21 protein-coding genes are annotated in these 22,038 nt (G+C 62.8%); 10 read left to right on the top strand and 11 right to left on the bottom strand.

Annotated features, from left to right (window positions below):
- Window positions 1-15: 15 nt before the first annotated feature.
- The 8 genes from ABE456_RS19540 to ABE456_RS19505 all read right to left on the bottom strand — a co-directional run bounded on the left by ABE456_RS19540 (window position 16) and on the right by ABE456_RS19505 (window position 7,691).
- Window positions 16-1,620: an EAL domain-containing protein gene (locus tag ABE456_RS19540; RefSeq protein ID WP_346645382.1), complete on the bottom strand. Its 1,605-nt coding sequence runs from the start codon at window positions 1,618-1,620 to the stop codon at window positions 16-18.
- Between the two features lie 146 nt (window positions 1,621-1,766).
- Window positions 1,767-2,555 (bottom strand): N-acetylmuramoyl-L-alanine amidase, encoded by a 789-nt coding sequence (locus ABE456_RS19535; protein WP_346645381.1) that lies wholly within the window; start codon window positions 2,553-2,555, stop codon window positions 1,767-1,769.
- 65 nt (window positions 2,556-2,620) lie between these two features.
- Window positions 2,621-3,016: a hypothetical protein gene (locus ABE456_RS19530; RefSeq protein WP_346645380.1), complete on the bottom strand. Its 396-nt coding sequence runs from the start codon at window positions 3,014-3,016 to the stop codon at window positions 2,621-2,623.
- Between the two features lie 94 nt (window positions 3,017-3,110).
- Window positions 3,111-5,039, bottom strand: coding sequence for a diguanylate cyclase (locus ABE456_RS19525; RefSeq protein WP_346645379.1), 1,929 nt, complete (start codon window positions 5,037-5,039; stop codon window positions 3,111-3,113).
- A gap of 27 nt (window positions 5,040-5,066) precedes the next feature.
- A complete protein-coding gene (locus ABE456_RS19520; RefSeq protein WP_346645378.1) occupies window positions 5,067-5,921 on the bottom strand; it encodes an endonuclease/exonuclease/phosphatase family protein in 855 nt (284 codons plus the stop codon).
- A gap of 11 nt (window positions 5,922-5,932) precedes the next feature.
- Window positions 5,933-6,565, bottom strand: coding sequence for a thiol:disulfide interchange protein DsbA (dsbA, locus tag ABE456_RS19515; protein WP_346645377.1), 633 nt, complete (start codon window positions 6,563-6,565; stop codon window positions 5,933-5,935).
- 174 nt (window positions 6,566-6,739) lie between these two features.
- The gene (locus ABE456_RS19510; RefSeq protein ID WP_346645376.1) at window positions 6,740-7,357 is read right to left on the bottom strand and encodes a c-type cytochrome; all 618 of its coding nucleotides are present in this window, start codon (window positions 7,355-7,357) and stop codon (window positions 6,740-6,742) included.
- Between the two features lie 31 nt (window positions 7,358-7,388).
- Entirely contained in the window at window positions 7,389-7,691 is a 303-nt protein-coding gene (locus tag ABE456_RS19505; protein WP_346645375.1) for a c-type cytochrome, read from the bottom strand.
- Between the two features lie 201 nt (window positions 7,692-7,892).
- Here ABE456_RS19505 and yihA point away from each other — a divergent pair, with 201 nt between their 5' ends.
- Entirely contained in the window at window positions 7,893-8,525 is a 633-nt protein-coding gene (gene yihA, locus ABE456_RS19500) for a ribosome biogenesis GTP-binding protein YihA/YsxC (RefSeq protein WP_346645374.1), read from the top strand.
- A gap of 363 nt (window positions 8,526-8,888) precedes the next feature.
- Here the strand turns inward: yihA and polA are convergent, their stop codons facing one another.
- The gene (gene polA, locus ABE456_RS19495; protein WP_346645373.1) at window positions 8,889-11,639 is read right to left on the bottom strand and encodes a DNA polymerase I; all 2,751 of its coding nucleotides are present in this window, start codon (window positions 11,637-11,639) and stop codon (window positions 8,889-8,891) included.
- A gap of 75 nt (window positions 11,640-11,714) precedes the next feature.
- Here polA and ABE456_RS19490 point away from each other — a divergent pair, with 75 nt between their 5' ends.
- Window positions 11,715-12,002, top strand: a complete 288-nt coding sequence (locus ABE456_RS19490; protein WP_003252997.1) for a DUF2782 domain-containing protein — start codon at window positions 11,715-11,717, stop codon at window positions 12,000-12,002.
- Between the two features lie 71 nt (window positions 12,003-12,073).
- On the top strand, window positions 12,074-13,024 hold the full coding sequence (locus ABE456_RS19485; protein WP_346645372.1) for a homoserine kinase: 951 nt from the start codon (window positions 12,074-12,076) through the stop codon (window positions 13,022-13,024).
- A 112-nt stretch (window positions 13,025-13,136) separates the two neighbouring features.
- Here ABE456_RS19485 and ABE456_RS19480 read toward each other — a convergent pair whose 3' ends face one another.
- Complete coding sequence (locus ABE456_RS19480) at window positions 13,137-14,093, bottom strand: zinc ABC transporter substrate-binding protein (RefSeq protein WP_346645371.1); 957 nt, start codon at window positions 14,091-14,093, stop codon at window positions 13,137-13,139.
- An 18-nt stretch (window positions 14,094-14,111) separates the two neighbouring features.
- On the opposite strand from ABE456_RS19480, the gene zur reads away from it, so the two are divergent.
- From zur to ABE456_RS19460, 4 genes are all read left to right on the top strand, one after another.
- A complete protein-coding gene (zur, locus tag ABE456_RS19475; RefSeq protein WP_346645370.1) occupies window positions 14,112-14,597 on the top strand; it encodes a zinc uptake transcriptional repressor Zur in 486 nt (161 codons plus the stop codon).
- Window positions 14,594-15,367: a zinc ABC transporter ATP-binding protein ZnuC gene (gene znuC / locus ABE456_RS19470; protein WP_012269923.1), complete on the top strand. Its 774-nt coding sequence runs from the start codon at window positions 14,594-14,596 to the stop codon at window positions 15,365-15,367. The genes zur and znuC overlap by 4 nt, the downstream gene beginning before the upstream one ends.
- Entirely contained in the window at window positions 15,360-16,142 is a 783-nt protein-coding gene (gene znuB, locus ABE456_RS19465; RefSeq protein WP_003253007.1) for a zinc ABC transporter permease subunit ZnuB, read from the top strand. The genes znuC and znuB overlap by 8 nt, the downstream gene beginning before the upstream one ends.
- 127 nt (window positions 16,143-16,269) lie before the next feature.
- Window positions 16,270-16,977 (top strand): PA5502 family lipoprotein, encoded by a 708-nt coding sequence (locus ABE456_RS19460; protein WP_346645369.1) that lies wholly within the window; start codon window positions 16,270-16,272, stop codon window positions 16,975-16,977.
- Window positions 16,978-17,072: 95 nt separating this feature from the next.
- Here ABE456_RS19460 and katE read toward each other — a convergent pair whose 3' ends face one another.
- Window positions 17,073-19,208, bottom strand: a complete 2,136-nt coding sequence (gene katE / locus ABE456_RS19455) for a catalase HPII (RefSeq protein WP_346645368.1) — start codon at window positions 19,206-19,208, stop codon at window positions 17,073-17,075.
- 226 nt (window positions 19,209-19,434) lie between these two features.
- Here katE and ABE456_RS19450 point away from each other — a divergent pair, with 226 nt between their 5' ends.
- From ABE456_RS19450 to ABE456_RS19440, 3 genes are all read left to right on the top strand, one after another.
- Window positions 19,435-20,442, top strand: a complete 1,008-nt coding sequence (locus ABE456_RS19450; RefSeq protein ID WP_346645367.1) for a methionine ABC transporter ATP-binding protein — start codon at window positions 19,435-19,437, stop codon at window positions 20,440-20,442.
- Window positions 20,442-21,113: a methionine ABC transporter permease gene (locus ABE456_RS19445; protein ID WP_012269918.1), complete on the top strand. Its 672-nt coding sequence runs from the start codon at window positions 20,442-20,444 to the stop codon at window positions 21,111-21,113. Before ABE456_RS19450 ends, ABE456_RS19445 begins: the two co-directional genes overlap by 1 nt.
- Before the next feature lie 64 nt (window positions 21,114-21,177).
- Window positions 21,178-21,948: a MetQ/NlpA family ABC transporter substrate-binding protein gene (locus ABE456_RS19440; protein WP_346645366.1), complete on the top strand. Its 771-nt coding sequence runs from the start codon at window positions 21,178-21,180 to the stop codon at window positions 21,946-21,948.
- The last annotated feature ends 90 nt before the right edge of the window (window positions 21,949-22,038 follow it).

Raw genomic sequence — 22,038 nt, 5'->3', positions numbered from 1 at the left:
GCCGCTGGAAATCACTCAATGCTCAACCCGCCGCGGCACCTGCCCGCGCGTTACCAGCTCGGCAAACTGGCGGGCATTCAGCGGCCGGGCAAATAGCCAGCCCTGGCCATAGTTGACCCCTTCACTGTTGAGCAGCACCGCCTGGTCCTCGCACTCGATGCCTTCAGCAATAACCCGCAAGTGCAAGTCATGGGCCATGCGAATGATATGCGGGGCGACACCGCTACTGGCAGCGTCATGCCCCAGGGCATCGATGAATGCTTTGTCGATCTTCAGGCAGTCCACCGGCAGGGTCTGCAGGTAGGCCAGGCTGCAATAGCCTGTACCGAAATCGTCGATCAGCACCTGATGCCCCACAGAGCGCAGGGCCTGCAGGTTGTCACGGGCCACCACCACATCAATCAGGCCACGCTCGGTCACCTCAAAGGCAATCTGGCTGGCCGCCACCCTGTGCAAAGCCAGCAAGCGTGCCGCCACCCGGCCAATACGCGGCACCATCACATCACAGGCTGCCAGGTTTACCGAAATGTACAGTTTAGGGTGTGAGCGCAACAGCTGGCCCAGCTGTTCAAGTACACGCTGCAACACAAAGTCGGTGATCTGGCGGATCTGCCCGGTGTTTTCTGCCAGCGGGATGAACAGGTCCGGGCTGGTCAGCGTGCCGTCCGGGCGCCGCCAGCGCACCAGTGCTTCAGCGCCTACGCAGCGCCGGCTGTCGAGCTCGAAAATGGGTTGGTAGAGCACCTGCAGCTCCCCGCGGCGCAAGGCATTCTGCAATTCCGAGCTCATCGACCGCCGTTGCAGGATCAGTTGCAGCACCAGCCAGCCAATACAGCAGGCAGCCAGCACACTGCCCGGGAACAACAGCCAGAGCATGCCGTTCATCCTTATAGGCAGGCTGGCCCGTGGAGCAATCAGCACCAGCTGGTAGTCCGGTGACTTGGTTGGCATGCGGTAGATCAGGCGGTCGCTGAGTTCGAGCAGCGACTTGTGGCTGGTCGACCAGGCCGAGGGCGGTGGCCATACCTGCGGCGGGCCCAGGACCGGGATGGCGCGGGCGCCGTTGTCCAGCACCACCACCAGGCTGCCGCCCGGGGGCAGGTCGACTACATCGGTCAGGTGCCCGCGAGAGGTGGAAACCACGAACTTGCCTCGCCCCAGCATCAGCGCGGCCAGGTTCTCGTTCGGTTCGGTCGTGGTATTCAGCCAGTAACTGTAGGTCGGCCCCTGGATGTCGGGTGCCCGCAAGGGCTCAAACGCCCGTTCATCACCGCGGTTGGAGCAGGCGACATCGCCGTCTACGTAAGCTGCTTCATAAATGAACCGCGAACTCAGGCCAACCTGCTGCAATGCCGCCAGCATCGCCGGGTTGCAGCCACGCAAGGGCTGCGCCTGCAGCAGGTCGACCCCTTCCCGCAACTGGCCAAACACCTGCTCGAGCCGATCGAGAAAGCGTTCGCCCTGGGCGTTCATCTGTTCGCTCTCGCTTTGCTTCATCTGTTGCAGGGCAATGCCGATGCTGGCGGAGAGCAAGACAGCGGCGCTGGCCAGTGCTGCCAAGGTGGCCAGCATCCAGGGGCGGTAGAAAATTTGGCGCAGCGTAGCAATGAGAGCTGACATCGAGGGCATCCAGTTGATTACTAAGGTATAGCAACTGAATCGAGAATCACCCTCACCGTTTGGCGCCTCGCTGCAGTTTGCGCAGGAACCTGCATCAGCGGCCTGGTGTCGCGAATGGGCCGCAGAGCGGCCCCGCAATCGGCAGCTCAACGCATCCGGTTGAGCACCTGCAGCATCGCCGCCGTCTGCGCATCAGGCATGCCATCGAAACGCTGCGGGCGGAAGCGCATCTGGAAGGCGGCAATTACATTGCGGGTGGCAACATCCAGCACACCGGTCTGTTCGATCGCATAGCCAAACCGCGCCAGTTCCTGCTGGTACCAGCCTACGCTCGGCGGATTGACGTTGAAATAGGCCTGTTGCCGCGCCACTGCATTGGCATCCGGCCAAACACCCAGCCCGGCATCGGCCAGGCGCTTCCACGGGAACAACGGCCCCGGGTCCAGCTTACGCAGCGGGGCAATATCGCTGTGGCCAATGATGTGCCGGGGTTCGATGTTGTTACGTTTGACGATGTCCTTGAGCAACGCGATCAGCGACTGGACCTGCGCCTCGCTGTAAGGGTGCCAGACCCGGCCATTCGGCGTATCGGTGAAGCCCGGGTTGACGATCTCGACACCAATGGACGAAGAGTTCAGCCAGGTCCGCCCCTGCCATTGGCTATCACCGGCGTGCCACGAGCGGCGGCTTTCATCCACCAGCTGGTACACCGTCGCCGGGCCGTCACCAATCAGGTAATGGCTACTGACTTCGCCATGGGTCAGCAACTCAAGAGAGCGCTCAAGGGAGGCATTGGTGTAGTGCAGGACAACGAACTGGATGCGGTTGTCCTGGTTGACCGAAGGGTGGCTGCGGTCGATGCGCAGGCCCGTCGAGCAACCGGCGACAGACAAAAGCAGGAAGGAAATCAGGGTTTTTTTTACCGTGGAAAGCACGTCAGTGGCCTCAGCGTATGAGCGCTACAGTATAACGTGCTCTCCATGGCCGCGCTTACCGTGAGTCAGCGGTTGCACATCAGCATGAATTCCAGCGCGTTGTCGCCGCTTGGGCCCTGCACATCTATTAACTGGGTCATGACCGTCACATGGCTGGCTCGCGGTACTCCGATGACTTTGGCCTGGCCATGAAGTTGCCGCTCATAGCTACTGGCATCGATAGGTGAAGCCACGCAGAAACGAGGCTCACCTGGCATGGCGGAAGGCTTGAGCAAAACCTTGTACTGGTTGTAGTAGTTGGGTTGTCCTTGCAGTTCAACGCTGCTGATCCATTGAGGGGATTGATGCAGCAGCGTGCCATCTGCGGCTACATGTGCTGTCAGGACGGTTTCCCTGGCGTGGGCGCCGGTCTGGAAGGCCAGCCCGATCATGAGCGCCACGCAGCATGCTCGAATTTTCATATTCCGGTTCCTTGTGTGGATCCACGTTGGCCAGCCACCTGCTGGCCAGGCTTGCCAGTGTCGATCCACTCACCACCAAGGACGCGGTAACTATCTACCCCTGCTCGACGCGATTGCGCCCCTGCTCTTTGGCCCGGTACAACGCTGCATCTGCACGCTTGAGCACCTGATCGCCGCGCTCGCCAGAACGGAATGCACCCAGGCCGATAGAGGTGGTGATCACCACCCGCTCGCCCTTGAAGTGGAACGGGCACGCTTCAACCGTGGCCCGCAATACCTCGGCCACCTGGGCGGCCGCTGCCGGCGAGGTCTGCGGCAACAGCAGCACGAACTCCTCGCCGCCAAAACGGGCAATGAAGTCACGGCCACGCAGGCGTTTACGCAGTTGATCCGCGACGATCTTCAGTACTTTGTCCCCGGCCAGGTGCCCATAGCTGTCGTTGATGCGCTTGAAATGGTCCAGGTCGAGGATGGCCATCGCCAGGTGGCCGCCGTTTTCCTGCCATTCGATCACTTCGCGCTCAACCTGCTCGCTCCAGGCCGCACGGTTGGGCAGCCCGGTAAGAGGGTCAAGCAGGGCTTTCTGCCGTTGCTCCTCCAGGTGCTCGCGGTAGCCGAGCGCCTCATGCTCCATGCTCGCCACCCGCTCGGACAACCCCTGCAAACGACCTGCCAGCTCTTGCTCGCGGCGATCACGCTCGTGCTTGTGTTCGTCCATGGTTACCAGCAGCCCCTCCAGCCGGTTTTCCAGGATGTGCTTGAGGCTGTCCACGTCGGCGGCACCCTGCACGCTGCTCTGCAAGCCGTCGACCTGCTCACGCAGTTGGCTATCCAGCTCGCGGGCGGCGGTGCTGTTGTCGGCGTGGCCGGCGCTGGCCTCGTGCAGGTGGCTCTGGAAACCTTCCAGGCGCTCGTTGAGCTGCTGCAGGTAGGTCTCGAATTCGTGCTGGCCGCTATCGGTGATCGCCAACATGAGCACGGCGAGGTCATCCAGCACCGGAATCAGCTCATACCAGTTCAAACCGCGGGCGACCCGCTCGCGCATTGCCAAGGCCTGGGCCTTGTGCCGCTCGGGCAGGCTGAGGTCGTCGAGCAGGCCGATCAGGGTCTGCTCGATGTGCGCCGCTACCTGACTGTAAGGGGGCTCCACTGCGTAGGGCAGGGCGTAGGGGCCGTCTTCGCCGAAGGTTTCTTCAAGTGTGCTTGTCGGTGCTGCTTCAGCCAGCGAATCGGCAGCGTCCGGCTCTGGCACTTCCTCTTTTAGCAGCTGCCGTTGCGGGGCTGGTGGCGCCTCGGCGGCATCGATCAGCGCCGGGCCCGAAGCCTCCTGCTCGGGTTCGGGCGCTGCGGCCGGCTCGGCTGCAGGGACGGGTAACGGCTGTAGCACATCCGCATCATCAGGTTGCGAGGCTTGGGCGATGCCCGCCACCGCCTGGGCCTGCACCTGGGCTGCTGGCGCAGCTGCCAGCACAAGCTCAGGCTCGCCTTGCGCGTCATCGTCACGGCTGCCGAACAAGCGTTGCAAAAAGCCGGGCCGGGCTTCATCACCCGGTTTGCCTAGGGCCGATAGCGCGCGCCCCTGCAGGCCGCTCAACTCACCCAGCAATGGCGGCAAGTCGCGTGACTGGGTAACGCCACCGTCGAGCTTCTTCGCCAGCTTTTTCAACGGCCGCGAGATATCGCTTGGCAGCGGCAAGACTTGCAGTTGGCCAACCAGCGCGGTCAGTGCATCGCTGACCTGGTTCATGCGGGTTTCACGGCGCTGTTCAGAGTCCAGCACCGCTTTCTCAAGGCGCGGAATCAACCCGGCAAGGCCGGCGTCCATGGTGTCGCTGCGGATGACCTCGCGCATTTCCTTCATGCACTGGTCCACCACCTTGTCACTGCCTTCGGCAGCCAGGGTGCTGCGCACCAGGCCGCGACGCAGCAAGTCGAGTCGAGCGTCCCAACGGCGTTCGAGTTTTTCCTGCTGCTCGATGCTTTTAAGGTATTTTTCTTTCCAGCGCTCAGCGTCTTCAGTCATGCCCGGGTCCGCAAACGGTGATGGCAATTAGCTCAAGACCGGCAGCGTATCCACAGTCAATGCATCAGGCAATCGAATCTCGACAGCAACGGGAAGGTGGTCTGAAATTGGCCGCGCCAACACCTCGACACGCTCCAGCGTGAGGCTTGGGCTGAGCAGGATATGGTCCAGGCAACGCTGCGGTCGCCAGCTGGGGAAGGTGGCTTCGACTTGTGGGGCAATCAGGCCCAGATCACGCAGCGGCGAGTGCTCCAGCAGGTCGGTGGCATGGGTGTTCATGTCGCCCATCAGCACCTGATGGCGATAACCACCAATCAGCTCACGGATGTAGCCCAACTGCAGGGCGCGGGTCTTGGCACCGAGTGCCAAATGCATCATCACCACGATCAGCGCATCTTCGCCCTCGCCAAAGCGCACCAGGATCGCGCCGCGCCCGGCAGGGCCTGGCAACGGGTGGTCTTCGAGCAACTGCGGCTTCAGGCGGCTGAGCACACCATTGCTGTGCTGGGCGAAACGCCCAAGGTTGCGGTTGAGTTGCTGGTACCAGTAGGGGAAGGCGCCAAGATGAGCCAGGTGTTCGACCTGGTTGACGTAACCCGAGCGCAGGCTGCCACCATCGGCTTCCTGCAAGGCCACCAGGTCGAAGTCGCCGAGCAACTCACCGATCTTCTGCAGGTTGCCGGCACGCCCATTGTGCGGCAGCAGATGCTGCCAGCTACGGGTCAGGTAATGCCGGTAGCGCTCGGTGCTGATACCCACCTGGATGTTGAAACTGAGCAGCCGCAGGCGACCATCCTCGGGCAGGCCAGAGGCCTGCAGGTGATGCTCGTTGACCTGCGGCTGGTGCAGGCCAATGCCACGCGTAGTTCTGAAGCGGGGCATGGGTACGCCGCTTATTTAGCGGCGCGCTCCTTGGCGATCAGTTGGTCGGCGACATTCAGCACGCCTTCCGGCCCGCCAGCGGTACCCAGGTCGAAGCGGTACTTGCCGTTGACCACCATGGCCGGTACGCCTGTGATTTCGTACTTCTTCGCCAGTTCCTTGGCCTGGTTGACCTGGCCCTTGATGGCGAACGAGTTGAAGGTAGCGAGGAACTTGTCCTTGTCCACGCCCTGGGTGGCGAGGAAATCGGCCATGTCTTTAGGGTCGGTCAGGCGCTTGCGCTGGTTCTGGATGGCATCGAACACCGCCGCGTGCACCTTGTGCTCGACGCCCATGGCCTCGAGGGTGAGGAACATCTGGCCGTGAGCATCCCACGGGCCGCCGAACATGGCTGGCACGCGCTTGAAGTTGACGTCCTTGGGCAGTTTCTCAACCCATGGGTTGATGGTCGGCTCGAAGTGGTAGCAGTGTGGGCAGCCGTACCAGAACAGCTCGACCACTTCGATCTTGCCAGGCACGGACACCGGAACAGGGTTGCTCAGCTCTAGGTATTCCTTGCCGGCGACAGGCTCGGCGGCCTGCACGGCAGTCATGCCAAATACGCTGGCAGCGACCAGCGCGGCGCTGAGAATCAGTTTACGCATGCTTTACTCCTGAGCATTCATGGGTCGCCACGACGCGACCTGCACTGAGACAGGCCGGGAAGGGCCCGGGTTCTGTAGTGTAACGGCTGCGGACTGAAAAAAGGGCAGCCAGGCCGCCCTTTCATCTTTGGCCAACAACATTAACTGAAAGTTAATGCAGCACCCGTGATGGCCTCAATGCAGGCCCTGGATGTAACTGGCCAACGCTTCGATGTCGTGGTTGCTCAACTTGCCAGCGATGGTACGCATGGTCATGGCATCGCCATCGTTGGTGCGGTTGCCTTCGCGGAAGTCTGTGAGCTGCTTGGTCACATACTGCGAGTGCTGCCCGCCCAGGTGCGGGAAGCCAGCCAGGGCAATACCCGCGCCGTTCGGCGAGTGGCAGCCAGTGCAGGCCGGCATGCCTTTTTCCAGGTCGCCACCATTGAACAGCGCACGGCCACGCTCGACCAGCTTGGGATCGGCGGCGCCCACGCTGCCTTTCTGACTGGAGAAGTAGGCGGCGATGTCGGCCAGGTCCTGGTCGCTGAACGCGGCCAGCATGCCGGTCATTTCCAGCACGGTACGCTTGCCCGACTTGATATCGTGCAGTTGTTTTTCCAGGTAGCGCTGGCCCTGGCCAGCCAGTTTGGGGAAGTTCGGTGCCAGGCTGTTGCCGTCAGGGTTGTGGCAGGCGCCACAGACGGCTGTTTTGGCCTGGCCAGCGGCGGCATCGCCTTTGATAGGTTGCGCAGCAGTGGCCGCACCTGCGACACCCAGGGTCAACAGCAGACTCACGACTAGTTTGTTCATCAGCTAATCCAACACGGCTAAGGGTGAAATGTTATGTATCGGGACTGCCGCTCATCCAAAGGATGACCAAACGGTAGTCCTCGGCACTGCAGTCCATGCACAATCCACGCGGCGGCATAGCCTTGAAACCCTGGGTCACGTGCTTCACCAGTACATCCATGCCTTGCGCCAGCCTTGGCTCCCACGCTGCCCGGTCACCCTGCTTGGGTGCCTGTGGCAACTGCCCGGTGTGACAGGCCGCACACGTGCGGTTGTACAACACCTCGGGATCCTGTGTAGCCTGTGCGCTGAAAACCGGCAGGAACATACCGACAGCAAGCAGCCATTTCGCCATGCGGAACGACCTTCAGGGTTGGGGGCCGCGCTGCGTTCTGTTGCGCGAGCTATTGTTCGACACCCCATGCCCGTTCTCCTTCGCTGGGAGAATGAGCACACAAAAACTGGGGCATTATATACTTCCGCCATCCAAACGGAAACGACACCGCTTGCCAGGCTCGGGCCTTCAGAGTCAGGCAACACCCACATCGGATATCCCATGCAAGTCAAGAACCCCATCCTCGGCCTCTGCCAGAAAGCCAAATTCGCCCTCAGCGCAGCCAAGGTCGAACAATGCCCGGACGACCAGGGTTACGAGGTGGCTTTCGCCGGCCGCTCCAACGCCGGCAAATCCAGCGCCCTCAACACCCTGACTCATGCCAGCCTGGCGCGTACCTCGAAAACTCCCGGCCGCACCCAACTGTTGAATTTCTTCAGTCTGGACGATGAACGGCGTTTGGTCGACCTGCCGGGCTACGGTTATGCAAAAGTACCGATCCCGCTCAAGCAGCACTGGCAGAAACACCTGGAAGCCTACCTGGGCAGCCGTGAGTGCCTGCGTGGCGTGATCCTGATGATGGATGTGCGCCACCCGATGACCGACTTCGACAAAATGATGCTCGACTGGGCCAAGGCCAGCAGCATGCCGATGCACATCCTGCTGACCAAGGCCGACAAGCTGACCCACGGCGCGGGCAAGAACACCCTGCTGAAGGTGCAGTCGGAAATCAGAAAGGGCTGGGGCGATGGCGTGACCATCCAGCTGTTCTCGGCGCCCAAGCGCCTGGGTGTGGAAGACGCCTATCGGGTACTGGCGGACTGGATGGAGCTGGAAGACAAGCCAGCCGCCTGAAGCCTGCACCGTCCTGCTTTTGTGGGAGCGGCCACAAGGCCGCGCCCACAAGGGGTGCTGCAGCGGCAGAGCCAAATTCCGGGCAAAAAAAACCCCGGACTTCGTATGGGGAGGGGGAAGTTCGGGGTCCAAGTCCGGACCGCTAGGGCGGGGTCCAGATATCTGCCAACACTTAACACAACATAGGAGCATCGAAGGGCTTCACCAGCCATTCAGTTACTCTGAGTTCCGGTTCACCGGTTTAGTTCCGAAGCCCTGAAAACTATTTGCGATAGTTTCATGAAACTTCAGCACCAATGGCACTGAGCGGTGCCAGGATCCGCATCCCTACGTCGCAGATCCTACACAGCTTACCCCGCTCAATCAGTGAGCTTCGTCCCAATTCGCACCAATTCCTGCCTCCACCAGCAGCGGTACATCCAGCTGCGCAGCCCGGCTCATGTGCTGGCGAATTTCATCTTTCACCTGCTGAACCAGGTCCTCACGCACTTCCAGCACCAGTTCGTCGTGTACCTGCAGGATCACCCGCGCATCCAGACCGCTCTCGCTCAGCCAGTTATCCACATTGACCATGGCTCGCTTGATGATGTCGGCCGCGGTGCCCTGCATCGGCGCGTTGATCGCTGTGCGCTCGGCGCCTTTGCGCAGGGCCGGGTTCTTGGCGTTGATGTCTGGCAGGTACAGGCGGCGGCCGAACAGGGTTTCGACAAAGCCTTGCTCTGCCGCCTGGGCGCGGGTGCGCTCCATGTAGGCCAGTACGCCTGGGTAGCGGGCAAAGTAACGGTCGATGTAGTCCTGCGACTGCTTGCGGTCGACGCCGATCTGCTTGGCCAGGCCAAACGCGCTCATGCCGTAGATCAGGCCGAAGTTGATGGCCTTGGCACTGCGGCGCTGGTCGGTGGTGACGTCTTCCAGGGCCACGCCAAACACTTCCGCCGCCGTGGCGCGGTGCACGTCAAGGTCGTTGCGGAAGGCATGCAGCAAGCCTTCGTCCTTGGCCAGGTGGGCCATGATGCGCAGCTCGATCTGCGAGTAGTCCGCCGCCAGCAGCTTGTAGCCCGGGCTGGCAATGAACGCCTGGCGAATGCGCCGGCCTTCGGCAGTGCGGATCGGGATGTTCTGCAAGTTCGGGTCGCTCGACGACAGCCGGCCGGTGGCCGCCACCGCCTGCTGGTACGAGGTATGGATACGCCCGGTGCGTGGGTTGATCTGCCCTGGCAGCTTGTCGGTGTAGGTGCTCTTGAGCTTGCTCAGGCTGCGGTACTGCATCAGCACCTCAGGCAGCGGGTAGCCTTGCTCGGCCAGCTCGTCGAGCACCGCTTCGGCAGTGGAGGGCTGCCCCTTGGCGGTCTTGCTCAACACCGGCATGCCCAGCTTGTCGTAAAGGATCGCGCCCAGCTGCTTGGGCGAGCCGAGGTTGAACGTTTCACCGGCCAGTGCGTAGGCACGCTGTTCCAGTTCGGCCATCTTCACGCCCAGCTCACCGCTCTGTACGTGCAGCAGCGCGGCATCCACCAACGCACCCTGGCGCTCGATCTTGGCCAGCACCGGCACCAGCGGCATCTCGATGTCCATCAGCACAGGCTGCACGCTTGGCGTCTGCGCCAGGCGCGCCTGCAGCGCGTGGTGCAGGCGCAGGGTGATGTCGGCGTCTTCGGCAGCGTAGGGGCCGGCCTTGTCCAGGTTGATCTGATTGAAGGTCAGCTGCTTGGCGCCCTTGCCGGCGATATCCTCGAAGGCGATGGTAGTGTGGTCGAGGTACTTCTGCGCCAGGCTGTCCATGTCATGACGGGTGGCGGTGGAGTTCAGCACGTACGACTCAAGCATGGTGTCATAGGCCACACCGCGCATCTCGATGGCTGGCGAGCCGTTGGCGAGGATGTTGATATCGTACTTGGCGTTCTGCCCGACCTTGGCCTTGGCCGGGTCTTCCAGCAGTGGCTTCAGCGCCAGCAGCACGGCCTCGCGGTCCAGCTGGGCCGGCGCGCCTTCGTAGTCGTGGGCCAGCGGCACATAAGCCGCTTCATGCGGCTCGACCGCGAACGACAGGCCCACAAGCTGCGCCTGCTGGGCGTCCAGGCCGGTGGTCTCGGTATCGAAGGCGAACAGCGGTGCCTGGCGCAGCTTCTCCAGCCAGGCGTCGAAACGGGCCTGGTCGAGGATGGTTTCGTACTTCGGCTCGACATTGGCCACCGGCTCGTCAGCCACCGGGGCGACAACATCGCCAGCCTTGCTCGCCTCGCGCTGCACCTCGGCGACCCAGCTCTTGAACTCCATTTCGGTGTACAGCGCCAGCAACGCCTCGCGGTCCGGCTCACCGCAAACCAGCGCTTCGACCTCGACATCCAGCGGCACATCGCACTTGATGGTGGCCAGTTCGTAAGACAGGAACGCCGAGTCACGGTGCTCCTCAAGCTTGGCCGGCAGGGTCTTGGCGCCGCGGATGGCCAGGGTCGGGACCTTGTCGAGGTTGGCGTACAGGTCACTGAGGCCACCGCCGATACCGGTCAGCAGGCCGACTGCGGTCTTTTCGCCTACGCCCGGCACGCCGGGGATGTTGTCGACCTTGTCGCCCATCAGGGCGAGGAAGTCGATGATGTGTTCCGGGCCGACGCCGAACTTCTCGTGCACGCCGGCAACGTCCATCACGCTGCCGGTCATGGTGTTGACCAGGGTCACATGGCCGTCCACCAGCTGCGCCATGTCCTTGTCGCCGGTCGAGATGATCACCGGGCGGCCCTGGGTGGCACTGCTGCGCGCCAGGGTACCGATCACGTCATCGGCCTCGACGCCTTCGACGCACAGCAGCGGGTAGCCCAGCGCCTTGACGCTGGCGTGCAGCGGCTCGACCTGCACCCGCAGGTCGTCGGGCATGCTTGGGCGGTTGGCCTTGTACTCGGCGAACATCGCATCACGGAAAGTGCCGCCCTTGGCATCGAACACCACCGCGAACAGGCTGTCGGGGTATTGCTTGCGCAGGCTCTTGAGCATGTTCAGCACCCCCTTTACCGCGCCGGTCGGCATGCCCTTGGAGGTGGTCAGCGGCGGCAGCGCGTGGAAGGCGCGGTACAGGTAGGAGGAACCGTCCACCAGGACGAGGGGCGCTTGGCTCATGAGCAGAATCAACCTTTTCGACGGGTCCGGCGCTAGAATAGCCAGAATCATTGACGACAAAGGGACTAGGTTATCATGCGTACACTCAATCGCCTGTTACTGCTCGGCCTGTTGGCAACCACGCCAGTCGTCACCCTGGCGGCGGACGACGCCCCCTCGGCCGATCCCGAGGTGACCATTCGCACGGAAGGCGACAAGACCATCCAGGAATACCGGCAGAACGGCTTCCTGTATGCAATCAAGATCACGCCGAAAAACGGCAAGCCTTATTTCCTGGTACGCGCCGATGGCACCGATGCCAATTTCATTCGATCCGACCAGCCGGACATGCTGATTCCGTCCTGGAAGATCTTCGAGTGGTAATCTGACGCGCGCACCGTTCACATCAACCCGGCACTTCCCGGCGGAAGTGCCCGTATGGGCAATTTTTCATCATGTCAGTCTTCACCCCCGTGACCCGGCCTGAGCTGGAAACCTTTCTGGCGCCGTACGAGCTGGGCCGTCTGCTCGACTTCCAGGGCATTGCCGCCGGCACCGAGAACAGCAATTTCTTCGTCAGCCTCGAACAGGGGGAGTTCGTCCTGACGCTGATCGAGCGTGGGCCCAGCGAGGACATGCCGTTCTTCATCGAGCTGCTCGATACCCTGCACGCGGCCGACATGCCGGTGCCGTACGCCATTCGTGACCGCGACGGCAACGGCCTGCGCGAGCTGTGCGGCAAGCCGGCGCTGCTGCAGCCGCGGCTGTCGGGCAAACACATCAAGGCCCCCAACGCCCAGCACTGCGCCCAGGTGGGCGAGCTGCTGGCGCACATCCACCTGGCCACCCGCGAGCACATCATCGAGCGCCGCACCGACCGTGGCCTGGACTGGATGCTGGCCTCGGGTGCCGAACTGCTGCCACGCCTGACTGCCGAGCAAGCCGCACTGCTGCAGCCAGCGCTGGACGAAATCAGCGCGCACAAGGCGCAGATCCTGGCTTTGCCAAGGGCCAACCTGCACGCCGACCTGTTCCGCGACAACGTGATGTTCGAAGGCACCCACCTGACCGGCGTGATCGACTTCTACAACGCCTGCTCGGGGCCGATGCTGTATGACATCGCCATCACCGTGAACGACTGGTGCCTGGATGAACACGGTGCAGTCGATGTGCCGCGCGCCCAGGCACTGCTGGCGGCCTATGCGGCGCTGCGGCCGTTCACTGCGGCTGAAGCCGAGCTGTGGCCGGAGATGTTGCGGGTAGGGTGTGTGCGCTTCTGGCTGTCGCGCCTGATTGCGGCGGAATCGTTTGCCGGGATGGATGTGATGATCCATGACCCGAGCGAGTTCGAAGTGCGCCTGGCACAGCGCCAGCAGGTGGCTTTGCACTTGCCGTTCGCCCTCTAGCCCTTCTTCTGCCTCTTCGCGGGCACGCCCGCTCCCACAGGTACAACGACAACCTTGAGGTCTGTGTTATCCCTGTAGGAGCGGGCATGCCCGCGAAGAGGCCGGAACAGGCTTACAGCTGCTCCAGGCACCCAGCAAGGTCGCCACCCAGCTTCTCCAGCAAGCGCTCGTAGCCCTTGCCATCCACCGGGTCGGTACCGCCTAGTGCATCCAGCTCGGCCAGGCGCACCGGTAGCCCGGCAGTCAACGTCTCGGCCAAGCGCGGGCGCAGTGGCGGCTCGCTGAACACACAGGTCTTGCCCACTTCCTGCAGACGCTTGCGCATGGCGGCCACATGCTGAGCCCCTGGCTGCACCTCGGACGCCACGCTGAACACGCCAGTGTGCTTCAAGCCGTATTCCGCCTCGAAGTAGTCGAACGCTTCGTGGAACACGAAGTACGGCTTGTCTGCAATACCGGCCACCCGCGCCTTGATACGCCCGTCCAATGCGTCCAGGCGCGCCTCGAATGCCTTCAGGTTGCTCTGGTAACGCGCCGCATTGGCCGAGTCGACCTGGGCCAGGTCTGCCGCCATTTTCGCAGCGATTACCCGCGCATTGACCGACGATAGCCACAGGTGCGCATCCAGGCTGCCTGGGCGGTGGTCGTGGTCATGGTCGTCGTGGTCCGCTTCCTCGTGGGAATGGCTGTCCTCGCCAAAGTGGCGCAGCTTCATGCCTGGCAGCGACTGCACTGCCACGCTGGCCTTGCTACGGCTGCCCAGTACGCGTGGCAGGAAGTTCTCCATATCCGGGCCGATCCAGTACAGCAGGTCGGCATCGCCTACCCGCCGTACGTCTGACGGGCGCAGCGCGTAGTGGTGTGGCGAAGCGCCTGGTGGCAGCAACACTTCCGGGCTGCCGACACCCTCCTGAACGGCGGCGGCAATCTGTTGCAGGGGCTTGATACTGGTCAGCACACGCACGTCGGCCTGGGCGGAAAATGCGATGAAAGCGACAAACAGAGCTAGGAATCGGGACACGGTGGATACTCGAGTCGTCAGAAACAGGTAACATAATAACGTCTCCATCCAGAACCGTCGCTGCCCATGTCCATCACGCCGCTGGCCAACCGTCCTCACGATCATTCCCATTGCGTACACAGCGCATTGGCTGAAGCCGACGCCTTGTGCACCCGCCAGGGCCTGCGCCTTACCGCGCTGCGCCGCCGTGTGCTGGAGCTGGTGTGGCAAAGCCACAAGCCGCTGGGTGCCTACGACATCCTCGCCGTGCTCAGCGAGCAGGACGGCCGCCGCGCTGCGCCGCCTACGGTGTACCGCGCGCTGGACTTCCTGCTGGAAAACGGCCTGGTGCACCGCATCGCCTCCCTCAACGCCTTCATTGGCTGCAGCCACCCCGAGCACGTGCACCAGGGCCAGTTCCTGATCTGCCGGGCCTGCCATGTGGCCATCGAGCTGGAGCAGGACAGCATCAGCGATGCCATCATCAACAGCGCCAAGGGCGTTGGCTTCGCGGTCGAGACCCAGACGGTGGAAGTGGTCGGGCTGTGCAGCAACTGCCGGAGCGCGGCATGAGCGACGCACTGATCCGCCTGGAGCAGGTCGGCGTCACCTTTGGCGGCGAGGCGGTGCTCGACAGCATCGACCTGTCGGTCGCACCGGGCCAGATCGTCACCCTGATCGGCCCCAACGGAGCGGGCAAGACTACCCTGGTGCGCGCCGTACTCGGGTTGCTCAAGCCGCACCGCGGCAAGGTGTGGCGCAAGCCAAAGCTGCGCATTGGCTACATGCCGCAAAAGATTCAGGTCGATGCCACGCTGCCACTGTCGGTGCTGCGCTTTTTGCGCCTGGTGCCCGGGGTAGACCGCGCGGCAGCCTTGTCGGCGCTGCAGGAAGTGGGCGCCGAACAGGTCATCGACAGCCCGATCCAGACCATTTCCGGCGGTGAGATGCAGCGTGTGCTGCTGGCCCGCGCGCTGCTGCGCGAGCCCCAGCTACTGGTACTCGACGAGCCGGTACAAGGTGTGGACGTGGTCGGCCAGACCGAGCTGTACAACCTCATCACCCGCCTGCGCGACCGCCACGGTTGCGGCGTACTGATGGTTTCCCACGACCTTCACCTGGTCATGAGCGCCACCGACCAGGTGGTGTGCCTGAACCGCCACGTGTGCTGTTCGGGCCACCCCGAGCAGGTCAGCGGCGACCCGGCGTTCGTCGAACTGTTCGGCCAGACTGCCCCCAGCCTGGCCATCTACCACCATCATCACGACCACAGCCACGACCTGCACGGCTCGGTGGTCGCCCCTGGCACCCATGTTCACGGAGAGCACTGCAAGCATGGCTGATTTTCTTCTCTACGCCCTGCTTGCCGGTTTGTCCCTGGCGCTGGTGGCCGGCCCACTGGGTTCTTTCGTGGTCTGGCGGCGCATGGCCTATTTTGGCGACACCCTGTCCCACGCGGCCTTGCTCGGCGTGGCCCTGGGCTTTGCCCTGGATGTCAGCCCTGCGCTGGCGGTAACCGTGGGCTGCCTGCTGCTGGCAATCCTGCTGGTGACCTTGCAACAGCGCCAACCGCTGGCTTCCGACACCCTGCTCGGCATCCTCGCCCCCAGCACCTTGTCGCTGGGCCTGGTGGTACTGAGCTTCATGCATGACGTACGCATCGACCTGATGGCCTACCTGTTCGGCGACCTGCTGGCCATCAGCACCACCGACCTGGCCTGGATCCTGGGCGGCAGTGCGCTGGTCCTGCTGCTGCTCGCCGCGCTGTGGCGGCCATTGCTGGCAGTTACCGTGCACGAAGAGCTGGCCATGGTCGAAGGCCTGCCCGTGGCCGGCCTGCGCATGGCGCTGATGCTGCTGATCGCGGTGGTGATCGCCGTGGCCATGAAGATCGTCGGCGTGTTGCTGATCACCTCGCTGCTGATCATCCCCGCCGCTGCGGCGCAGCGTCACGCCCGCTCGCCCGAGCAAATGGCCCTGGGCGCCAGCCTGCTGGGCGTCACCGCAGTCTGCGGCGGCCTGGCCATGTCCTGGTTCAAGGACACCCCCGCCGGGCCATCGATCGTGGTCTGCGCGGCGGTGCTATTCTTGCTGAGCCTGGCCCTGCCGAAACGCTGAAAAGCAGGGCGTGTGCAGGCACGCCTTGCAACCTTTTGCCGGGTAAAGGGTCTGTAAGACCTGTTTTCGAGCGTGCGCACCTGGGTGTAGACTTGCTCGCTTTTTGCGCAAATAGAGAGTCGCAGGAATGAAGCCGTTTGCCTCCCGTTATCTGCTTGTTGCCGCGTTTTCCCTGTTCCTGGCCGCCTGTTCCAGCGCGCCGGTCGAACAGGCCGCCGTACCTGCCCAAGCCGATGCCTGGCAGCAGTTGCAACAGAACATCGCCAGCAACGAGCTGGCCACCGCCGAAGACCAGCTGGCTGCCTTGCAGGCCCAGTCGCCGGATGACGCGCGCCTGGAGCAATACCAGCGCCAGCTGGCCGAAGCCTACCTGCGGCGCAGCCAGATCGTGCTGCAGAAGGGCGACGTGAACGCGGCGGCCACCGCCCTGGCCCGCGCCCGTGCGCTGATGCCGCAGGCGCCGGCGGTGACCGGTGGCGATGCCGTGACCCAGGCGCGCAAGGCCGAACTGGAAAAGGCTGAAGCGGCATTGAAGGCGGCTGAAGCCAAGCCCAAGGCGCGCATCATCGACCCAACCGCGCCAAGCACTGTGGTGGCCCTGAAAACCACCGACAGCCGTGCGCTGCGCCGCCAGCTCGATGAGATTGCCGCCGATGTGGTGAGCTACCAGTGCGACGTGGTGTTCCAGGTGCCGCGCACCGAGGATGCGCCATGGCTGAAAACCTTGCTGGAGAAGCGCGTGCGCAAGATCGACAGCGGGTTTGAGCTGAAGCAGAAGCATGAAATTCAGCGTTCGCTGCCGGCACAGGTGGTTCTGGTCCCGCATCAGCAGTAAAAGCTTCGCGGGTAAACCCGCTCCCACAGGGATAGCACAGGTTTCGAGGTCGGTGCTGTACCTGTGGGAGCGGGTTTACCCGCGAAAGGGCCCTATCAGGCGGGAACAGATTCCGCAGCCACCTCACGCTCCCAAACCCGATGCCCCTCTACCGCTTTGACAAAGGCATCCATCACCTTCCGCTCATCCCCCAGCAACAACCCCTTGTCCTCCTTGAGCCCCAGCGCTTTCACCAATTCCTTGGTCAACACCAACGCCTTCAGGTGCTTGTAGCCTTCGAGCAGAAAGTGCTTGGCCAACCCGCTGGCCGCCAAGGCTTCCGTTGAAGCCTTGCCTCCAGGCACGACAATCCCGTCAAACATGATCGACGGCATCCCCTCCATCGACGCATCCACCGGCAACTGCTTGCCATCCGCTGCCTTCACCGGCGCCGAGGTCGGCCCCAGCAGCATGGGTCGTGCGCTGTGCGCCTCCAGCGCCTTCACCAGCTTATCAACGCTCGCTGCATCCACGCCGTCGGCCACCAACACTGCAATCTTGCGGCCTTTGATCCCTACCGAACCGGGGTGGTTCATCTGGCTCAAGGCCTTGGACTGCGCCAGCTTGCTGCCCTTCACCTTGACTGTCCCCTGCTTGGGTGCAGGCAGGCCCAAGTTTGCTGCTACTGCCGCGGCCAGCTTCAGGTCGATGTTGGCGAGGATCTCGTTTACCTCCCGCTGGCGGATGCTTTCCCGTTCCACCTTGCCCAGTTCGAAGCTGTAGGCCTTGATGATGTGCTGCTGCTCGGCCGGGCTCATGCTCTGGAAGAACAGTCGCGCCTGCGAGAAGTGATCACCGAACGACTCGCTGCGCTGGCGAATCTTGTGCGCATCGATGCGCTCCTGATAACTCTCGAAGCCGCCATCCTGTGCCGCTGCCGGCGTCTCCTTGGGCCAGCCGCCATCGATGGAATTGGGCTCGTACGAAGCGCGGCCCTTGTCGATGGTCATGCGGTGCATGGCGTCGCGCTGGCTGCTGTGGTTCGGCGCCACAGGGCGGTTGATCGGGATCTCATGGAAGTTGGGGCCACCGAGGCGGCTGATCTGGGTATCGGTGTAAGAGAACAAACGGCCCTGCAGCAACGGGTCGTTGGTGAAATCGATGCCAGGCACGATGTGCCCGGGGCAGAAGGCCACTTGCTCGGTCTCGGCGAAAAAGTTGTCCGGGTTGCGGTTGAGCACCATTTTGCCCAACTTGGTGACCGGTACCAGCTCCTCGGGAATCAGCTTGGTCGGATCGAGCAGGTCGAAGTCGAACTTGTGTTCATCGGCCTCAGGCACGATCTGCACACCCAACTCCCATTCCGGGTAGTCACCTGTCTCGATCGCTTCCCATAGGTCGCGCCGGTGGTAGTCGGTGTCCTTGCCGGCCAACTTCTGCGCTTCGTCCCACAACACCGAATGCACGCCCTGGCGCGGCTTCCAGTGGAACTTGACGAAACTGGCCACGCCCTCGGCATTGATCAGGCGGAAGGTATGCACGCCAAAGCCTTCCATCATCCGCAGGCTGCGCGGGATGGCCCTATCGGACATGGCCCAGATCACCATATGCGCCGACTCCGGTACCAGCGAAACGAAGTCCCAGAAGGTGTCATGGGCCGAGCCGCCAGTGGGCATTTCGTTGTGCGGTTCAGGCTTCACCGCATGCACGAAGTCCGGGAACTTGATGGCATCCTGGATGAAGAACACCGGCATGTTGTTGCCGACCAGGTCAAAATTGCCTTCATCGGTGTAGAACTTGACGGCAAAGCCGCGCACGTCACGCACCGTATCGCCAGACCCTCGCGGACCCTGCACTGTGGAAAAGCGCACGAATACCGGGGTGATCTTCTCTGGGTCTTGCAGGAAGCCGGCCTTGGTCAGTTCGGCATGGCAGCCGTAGCTCTGGAAGTAACCGTGCGCCCCGGTGCCGCGGGCATGCACGATGCGCTCAGGGATGCGCTCGTGGTCAAAGTGGGTGATCTTCTCGCGCATGATGAAGTCTTCAAGCAGCGACGGCCCGCGCGCACCGGCCTTGAGGCTGTTCTGGTTGTCGGCCACCTTCACCCCTTGGTTGGTGCGTAGCGCCTGCCCGGTGGCGTCGCTGCGGAAGGCCTCCAGACTCTGCAGCTTGGCATTGGTGTTGGCCCGGTCCGGGGTCTGGGTGCCGGCGGCTTCACTGTGCTTTGGCGCGTCCGTGTTCTTGCTGGGCATGGTCGGCTCTCCTCATCAGTCTTCAGGCGTGCCCGTTGCGGGCTTGTGCAAGTAGTGACCGGGAGGCTTTGCCGAGCGTTCAATCAGGATTACCGGTTGTCGCGATATGCCCGAAGGATTGGTGCATTACGAAATAAATGCTAAGAACAGCTATGGGAAAAGGCTAAAATGCGCGACCCCAGCTAACCGCTGACCCAAATTCCATGCGCCCCACAAGGTTCGCTACGTGATCGAGTTCCAACAGGTACATAAAACCTACCGCGTTGCCGGTAGGGAAATCCCCGCACTGAATCCGACCAGCCTGACCATCGAAGATGGCCAGGTGTTCGGCCTGATCGGCCATTCCGGCGCCGGCAAAAGCACCATGCTGCGCCTGATCAACCGCCTGGAAGAGCCTTCCGGCGGCAAGATCATCGTCGACGGCGAAGACGTCACCGCATTCAACGCCAACCAGTTGCGCGGCTTCCGTCAGCAGGTCGGGATGATCTTCCAGCACTTCAACTTGCTGGCTTCCAAGACCGTCGCCGATAACGTCGCCCTGCCACTGACCCTGGCCGGCGAGTTGTCGCGCAGTGAAATCGACAAGCGCGTCACCGAACTGCTGGCCCGCGTTGGCCTGTCGGACCACGCCAAGAAGTACCCGGCACAGCTGTCTGGCGGCCAGAAGCAGCGTGTGGGCATCGCCCGCGCCCTGTCCACCAACCCGAAGATCCTGCTGTGCGACGAGGCCACCAGTGCCCTCGACCCGCAAACCACGGCCTCGGTCCTGCAATTGCTGGCCGAGATCAACCGTGAGCTGAAGTTGACCATTGTGCTGATCACCCACGAGATGGATGTAATCCGCCGGGTCTGCGACCGCGTAGCGGTGATGGACGCCGGGCAGATCGTCGAGCAAGGCTCGGTGGCCGAAGTGTTCCTGCACCCGCAGCACGCCACCACCAAGCGCTTCGTCCAGGAAGACGAGCAGGTTGACGAAGGCGAGCAGCGCGACGACTTCGCCCACGTACCGGGCCGCATCGTGCGCCTGACCTTCCAGGGCGACGCCACCTACGCGCCGCTGCTGGGCACCGTGGCCCGTGAAACCGGTGTGGACTACAGCATCCTCGCCGGGCGTATCGACCGTATCAAGGATGTCCCCTATGGCCAGCTCACCCTCGCCCTGATCGGCGGTGACATGGAAGCGGCGTTCGCCCGCTTCAAGGCAGCTGACGTACATATGGAGGTACTGCGTTGATGGACGCCCTGAATTTCTTCGCCAACGTCGACTGGGCCGAAATCTGGCTGGCCACCATCGACACCATGATCATGCTGTTCGGCTCGCTGTTCTTCACCGTGCTGCTGGGCCTGCCGCTGGGCGTGCTGCTGTTCCTCTGCGGGCCGAAGCAGATGTTCGAACAGAAGGGCGTGTACGCGCTGCTGTCGCTGGTGGTGAACATCCTGCGCTCGTTGCCGTTCATCATCCTGCTGATCGTGATGATCCCGTTCACCGTGCTGATCACCGGCACCTCGCTGGGCGTTGCCGGTGCCATCCCGCCGCTGGTGGTGGGTGCCACGCCGTTCTTCGCGCGCCTGGTGGAAACCGCCCTGCGTGAAGTGGACCGCGGCATCATCGAAGCCACCCAGTCGATGGGTGCCACCACCCGCCAGATCATCACCAGCGCCCTGCTGCCGGAGGCCCGTCCGGGCATCTTCGCGGCCATTACCGTAACCGCAATCACCCTGGTTTCGTACACCGCCATGGCCGGTGTGGTTGGCGCCGGCGGCCTGGGCGACCTGGCCATCCGCTTCGGTTACCAGCGTTTCCAGACCGATGTGATGGTGGTGACCGTGGTCCTGCTGCTGGTACTGGTTCAAGTGCTGCAGAGCGTGGGCGACAAACTGGTCGTGCATTTTTCCCGTAAGTAACCCCAATGGGGTCGGCCCGGCCGACCCGTTCGGGGGCCGTCGCGGCCCTCACAAGGAGTGATCAATGAAGAAGCTGCTTGCTGTCGCTGCCGCTGTTGCGGCCTTCTCGGCCCACGCCGATACCCTGACCGTTGCCGCCACCCCGGTGCCGCACGCCGAGATCCTCAACTTCGTCAAACCGCAGTTGGCGAAAGAGGGCGTGGAGCTGAAGGTCAAGGAATTCACCGACTACATCCAGCCGAACGTGCAGGTGGCCGAAAAGCGCCTGGACGCCAACTTCTTCCAGCACCAGCCATACCTGGATGAGTTCAACAAGGCCAAGGGCACCAACCTGGTGAGCGTGGCCGGCGTGCACATCGAGCCGCTGGGCGTGTACTCGGCCAAGATCAAGAAACTCGACGAGCTGTCCTCCGGTGCCACCGTGGTCATCCCCAACGACGCCACCAACGGCGGCCGCGCCCTGCTGCTGCTGGACAAAGCCGGTGTGATCAAGCTGAAGGACAACAAGAACATCCTGTCGACCGTGAAGGATGTTGCCGAGAACCCGAAAGGCCTGAAGTTCCGTGAGCTGGAAGCCGCCACCATCCCGCGTGTGCTGACCCAGGTCGATGCGGCCCTGATCAATACCAACTACGCGCTGGAAGCCAAGCTGAACCCGGAAAAAGACGCCCTGGTCATCGAAGGCAGCGACTCGCCTTACGTGAACATCCTGGTTGCCCGCCCGGACAACAAGGACTCGGAAGACATGAAGAAGCTGGCAGCTGCACTGCACTCGCCTGAGGTGAAGCAGTTCATCAACGAGAAGTACAAAGGCGCTGTGGTTCCGGCGTTCTAAGCCGAACAATCGCGCTGGATTCTTCGCGGGTAAACCCGCTCCCACAGGGATAGCACAAGCCTCGCAGGCAGTGCCGTACCTGTGGGAGCG

The sequence above is a fragment of the Pseudomonas sp. TWI929 genome (genome assembly GCF_039673335.1).
Lineage (GTDB): Bacteria > Pseudomonadota > Gammaproteobacteria > Pseudomonadales > Pseudomonadaceae > Aquipseudomonas.
Note: the sequence above shows the minus strand (reverse complement) of the source record. Positions and strands in the feature narration are given on the sequence as shown.